Below are 5,469 nucleotides of genomic sequence, written 5' to 3'. Positions count from 1 at the left end.
GGGTGTTGTTTGTGAACTCGATAGTGTGTTTGTTTTTTATGCCTGTTTTTTGTTTTTGAGTTGTTTTTGGTTGGGATTGCCTGCTGTGCTGTTGTGGTGTGGTGGGTTTTTCTGGGCTTTGACGTTTTTTGTTTTTGTTCGGAGAGTTTGATCCTGGCTCAGGACGAACGCTGGCGGCGTGCTTAACACATGCAAGTCGAACGATGATGCGGTGCTTGCACCGTTGATTAGTGGCGAACGGGTGAGTAACACGTGAGTAACCTGCCCTCTTCTTTGGGATAACGGTCTGAAAGGGCTGCTAATACTGAATATTCACATGTCTTCGCATGGGGGTGTGTGGAAAGAGATGCTTTTGGGTGTTTTTGGTGGGGGATGGGCTCGCGGCCTATCAGCTTGTTGGTGGGGTAGTGGCCTACCAAGGCTTTGACGGGTAACCGGCCTGAGAGGGTGACCGGTCACATTGGGACTGAGATACGGCCCAGACTCCTACGGGAGGCAGCAGTGGGGAATTTTGCACAATGGACGCAAGTCTGATGCAGCGACGCCGCGTGAGGGATGTAGGCCTTCGGGTTGTGAACCTCTTTCGCTCATGGTCAAGCCGCAGTTTTGGGTTGTGGTGAGGGTAGTGGGTAAAGAAGCGCCGGCTAACTACGTGCCAGCAGCCGCGGTAATACGTAGGGCGCGAGCGTTGTCCGGAATTATTGGGCGTAAAGGGCTTGTAGGCGGTTGGTCGCGTCTGCCGTGAAATCCTCTGGCTTAACTGGGGGCGTGCGGTGGGTACGGGCTGGCTTGAGTGCGGTAGGGGAGACTGGAATTCCTGGTGTAGCGGTGGAATGCGCAGATATCAGGAGGAACACCGGTGGCGAAGGCGGGTCTCTGGGCCGTTACTGACGCTGAGGAGCGAAAGCGTGGGGAGCGAACAGGATTAGATACCCTGGTAGTCCACGCTGTAAACGTTGGGCACTAGGTGTGGGGGCCACCCGTGGTTTCTGCGCCGTAGCTAACGCTTTAAGTGCCCCGCCTGGGGAGTACGGCCGCAAGGCTAAAACTCAAAGGAATTGACGGGGGCCCGCACAAGCGGCGGAGCATGCGGATTAATTCGATGCAACGCGAAGAACCTTACCAAGGCTTGACATGCGCCCTGACGCTGCAGAGATGTGGTGGCATTTGGTTGGGGGTGTACAGGTGGTGCATGGTTGTCGTCAGCTCGTGTCGTGAGATGTTGGGTTAAGTCCCGCAACGAGCGCAACCCTTGCCCTATGTTGCCAGCACGTTGTGGTGGGGACTCGTGGGGGACTGCCGGGGTTAACTCGGAGGAAGGTGGGGATGACGTCAAATCATCATGCCCCTTATGTCTTGGGCTTCACGCATGCTACAATGGCTGGTACAGAGGGTTGCGATGTCGTAAGGCGGAGCGAATCCCTTAAAGCTGGTCTCAGTTCGGATTGGGGTCTGCAACTCGACCCCATGAAGGTGGAGTCGCTAGTAATCGCAGATCAGCAACGCTGCGGTGAATACGTTCTCGGGCCTTGTACACACCGCCCGTCACGTCACGAAAGTTGGTAACACCCGAAGCTCATGGCCTAACCGGTTTGTCCGGGGGGAGTGGTCGAAGGTGGGATTGGCGATTGGGACGAAGTCGTAACAAGGTAGCCGTACCGGAAGGTGCGGCTGGATCACCTCCTTTCTAGGGAGCCTCGTTGTGGGGATGCTCGCTTCATGCTGTCATGTGTTGGTGGTGTGGGTGGGTGTTTCTTGTGCTTGCATGTGTGTGCTGCCCTGTTGTGGGGTGGTGGGTGTGGGTGCGTTTGGGGTTGGGCATTTTTGATGGACACACTGTCGGGTTCACGTTCAATACCTGTTGGGCGTGATGCCCCCTCTTCTTCTTCTTCTTCTTTTTCTTCTTTTTGTTGGGGTTGTGGTGGGGGTGTGTGGCTTGCTGTTGGCTCTGCGTGTTGTGTGTGGGGTTGGTGGTGTGGTGGGTTGTTTGTGATTTGTATAGTGGTTGTGAGCATCTTGTTTGTTTTGTGGTTTTGTTTAGTTTTGTTGGGCATTCGGTGGATGCCTTGGCATCAAGAGCTGATGAAGGACGTTGCGGCCTGCGATATGCCTCGGGGAGTTGGCGAGCGAGTGTTGATCCGAGGGTGTCCGAATGGGGGAACCTAACCAGGGTTGTGCTTGGTTACCATCATCTGAACGTGTATAGGGTGGTGGGGGGAACGCGGGGAAGTGAAACATCTTAGTACCCGTAGGAAAAGATATTCCGTGAGTAGTGGCGAGCGAAAGCGGAGGATGGCTAAACCGTGTGCGTGTGATACTCGGCGGGGGTTGCGTGTGCGGTGTTGTGGGGCTTGTCTGTTTCCTTCCTTCTGCCGGAGGGGGGCATGTGATCGTGTTGGGAGTTGAACATCTTGGGATGGGTGACCGGAGTGCGTGAGAGTCGTGTAGGCGTACCGGTGCGGTTGTGTGTTGGATGGGTGCCCGAGTAGTGCGGGACTCGTGAAATCTCGTGTGAATCTGCCAGGACCACCTGGTAAGCCTGAATACTCCTTGATGACCGATAGTGCATAGTACCGTGAGGGAATGGTGAAAAGTACCCCGGGAGGGGAGTGAAATAGTACCTGAAACCGTGTGCCTGTAAGCCGTCAGAGCCTTGTGGGGTGATGGCGTGCCTTTTGAAGAATGAGCCTGCGAGTCAGTGATACGTGGCGTGCTTAACCCGTGTGGGGTATGCGTAGCGAAAGCGAGTCTGAAATGAGGGCGTTGGTCGCGTGTTCTGGACCCGAAGCGGGGTGATCTACCCATGGTCAGGTTGAAGCAGAGGTAAGACTGTGTGGAGGACCGAACCCACCAGGGTTGAAAACCTGGGGGATGAACTGTGGGTAGGGGTGAAAGGCCAATCAAACTCCGTGATAGCTGGTTCTCCCCGAAATGCATTTAGGTGCAGCGTTGTGTGTTGCCTTGTGGAGGTAGAGCTACTGGATGGCCGATGGGCCCTGTGGGTTACTGACGTCAGCTAAACTCCGAATGCCATAAGGTGTGAGCATGGCAGTGAGACTGCGGGGGATAAGCTTCGTAGTCGAGAGGGAAACAGCCCAGATCATCAGCTAAGGCCCCTAAGTGTGCGCTAAGTGGGAAAGGATGTGAGATCGCGGTGACAACCAGGAGGTTGGCTTAGAAGCAGCCATCCTTGAAAGAGTGCGTAATAGCTCACTGGTCAAGTGGTTTCGCGCCGACAATGTAGCGGGGCTTAAGCGTACCGCCGAAGCTGTGGCACTCACACGTGTAACACCTGGGCAGCGTAGTTGTCGTGTGGTGGTGTGGGTGGGTAGGGGAGCGTCCTGCGTGCGGTGAAGCCTGCTGGTAATGGTGGGTGGAGCGCGTGGGAGTGAGAATGCAGGCATGAGTAACGAATGACGGGTGGGAATCCCGTCCGCCGATTGACTAAGGGTTCCAGGGCTAGGTTTATCCGCCCTGGGTTAGTCGGGTCCTAAGGCGAGGCCGACAGGCGTAGTCGATGGACAACCAGTTGATATTCTGGTACCGCGTAACAACCGCCAATACTGAAGCTTTTATGCTAACCATTTGCTTTCGTGCTGTCACAGCTTTCGGGTTGTGGTGGTTGTGGGAGTTGTGGGGCCCTGATTGTTGTAGGTAAGCGTGTTAACAGGGGTGACACAGGAAGGTAGCTGCCGCGCACCGTTGGTTGTGTGTGTCTAAGGTTGTGGCCCGTTTCCTAGGTAAATCCGGGGAACATGAAGGGGTGAGGACTGATGGGGGTGCCCCGTGTGGGGTGTCTGGTGGTGATCCTCAACTGTCAAGAAAAGCCTCGACGCGAGGGTGTTACGCGCCCGTACCCTAAACCGACTCAGGTGGTCAGGTAGAGTATACCGAGGCGTTCGAGTGAATCATGGTTAAGGAACTCGGCAAAATTCCTCCGTAACTTCGGGATAAGGAGGACCCTTGGCGATGCGCCCACCGTTTTTGCGTGGGTGGTGTGGCTGGGGGTCGCAGAGAATAGGGAGAAGCGACTGTTTATCAAAAACACAGGTGCGTGCGAAGCCGTAAGGCGATGTATACGCACTGACGCCTGCCCGGTGCTGGAAGGTTAAGAGGAAGACTCAACCACACTCGTGTGGTGAAGGTTTGAATTTAAGCCCCAGTAAACGGCGGTGGTAACTATAACCATCCTAAGGTAGCGAAATTCCTTGTCGGGTAAGTTCCGACCTGCACGAATGGCGTAACGACTTCTCCGCTGTCTCAACCGTGAACTCGGTGAAATTGCATTACGAGTAAAGATGCTCGTTTCGCGCAGAAGGACGGAAAGACCCCGGGACCTTTACTATAGCTTGGTATTGGTGTTCGCTTGGGCTTGTGTAGGATAGGTGGGAGACTGTGAAGCGTGGGCGCCAGCCTGTGTGGAGTCGAAAGTTGAAATACCATTCTGGTTCAAGCGGTCATCTAACCTCGGCCCGTGATCCGGGTTGGGGACAGTGCCTGGTGGGTAGTTTAACTGGGGCGGTTGCCTCCTAAAGAGTAACGGAGGCGCTCAAAGGTTCCCTCAGCCTGGTTGGTCATCAGGTGGCGAGTGCAAGTGCACAAGGGAGCTTGACTGTGAGACCGACGGGTCGAGCAGGTGCGAAAGCAGGAACTAGTGATCCGGCCATGGCACGTGGGTGCGTGGTCGCTCAACGGATAAAAGGTACCCCGGGGATAACAGGCTGATCTTGCCCAAGAGTCCATATCGACGGCATGGTTTGGCACCTCGATGTCGGCTCGTCGCATCCTGGGGCTGGAGTTGGTCCCAAGGGTTGGGCTGTTCGCCCATTAAAGCGGTACGCGAGCTGGGTTCAGAACGTCGTGAGACAGTTCGGTCCCTATCCTCTGTGCGCGTAGGAAACTTGTGGAGGCCCGTCCCTAGTACGAGAGGACCGGGATGGACGAACCTCTGGTGTGCCAGTTGTACCGCCAGGTGCATGGCTGGTTAGCTACGTTCGGGAAGGATAACCGCTGAAAGCATCTAAGCGGGAAGCCTGCTCCAAGATGAGGTTTCCAACACCCCACCTCGTGGGGTGTGAAGGCCCCCAGCAGACTACTGGGTAGATAGGCCAGAGGTGGAAGCACAGTAATGTGCTCGTAAGCCGACTGGTACTAATCGGCCAACACTAAACACAACCCCCCCACAAACAATGGGGGAACACGACACGCTTGTGCTCACAACCACTATACGAATCACATCCAACCCACAAACCCCCCAAAACACACGCGCACACCACGCGCCTGTGGGGGTGGGGAGTGGATACACCAAACTTGCGGTGGTCATAGTATTGGGGAAACGCCCGGCAACATTCCGAACCCGGAAGCTAAGCCCAACAACGCCGATGGTACTGCACCCGACAGGGTGTGGGAGAGTAGGAAACCGCCGCAACCACACCACAAAAAAGGGGGTGGGGGGTAGAGCCTTTGGAA

At 55.6% G+C, this 5,469-nt stretch carries 3 rRNA genes; all 3 read left to right on the top strand.

What is annotated here, in order from left to right:
• The first annotated feature begins 135 nt into the window (after positions 1-135).
• The 3 genes from JFX23_RS09185 (at position 136) to rrf (ending at position 5,428) form a co-directional block, all read left to right on the top strand.
• A 16S ribosomal RNA gene (locus tag JFX23_RS09185) occupies positions 136-1,687 on the top strand.
• A 347-nt stretch (positions 1,688-2,034) separates the two neighbouring features.
• Positions 2,035-5,174: ribosomal RNA gene (locus JFX23_RS09180) — 23S ribosomal RNA — on the top strand.
• Positions 5,175-5,311: 137 nt separating this feature from the next.
• A 5S ribosomal RNA gene (gene rrf, locus JFX23_RS09175) occupies positions 5,312-5,428 on the top strand.
• The 16S, 23S and 5S rRNA genes sit together here, the layout of an rRNA operon.
• The last annotated feature ends 41 nt before the right edge of the window (positions 5,429-5,469 follow it).

Origin of the sequence: Schaalia cardiffensis, from assembly GCF_016405145.1 — a bacterium.
In the GTDB taxonomy this organism is placed as follows: domain Bacteria; phylum Actinomycetota; class Actinomycetes; order Actinomycetales; family Actinomycetaceae; genus Pauljensenia; species Pauljensenia cardiffensis.
Note: the sequence above shows the minus strand (reverse complement) of the source record. Positions and strands in the feature narration are given on the sequence as shown.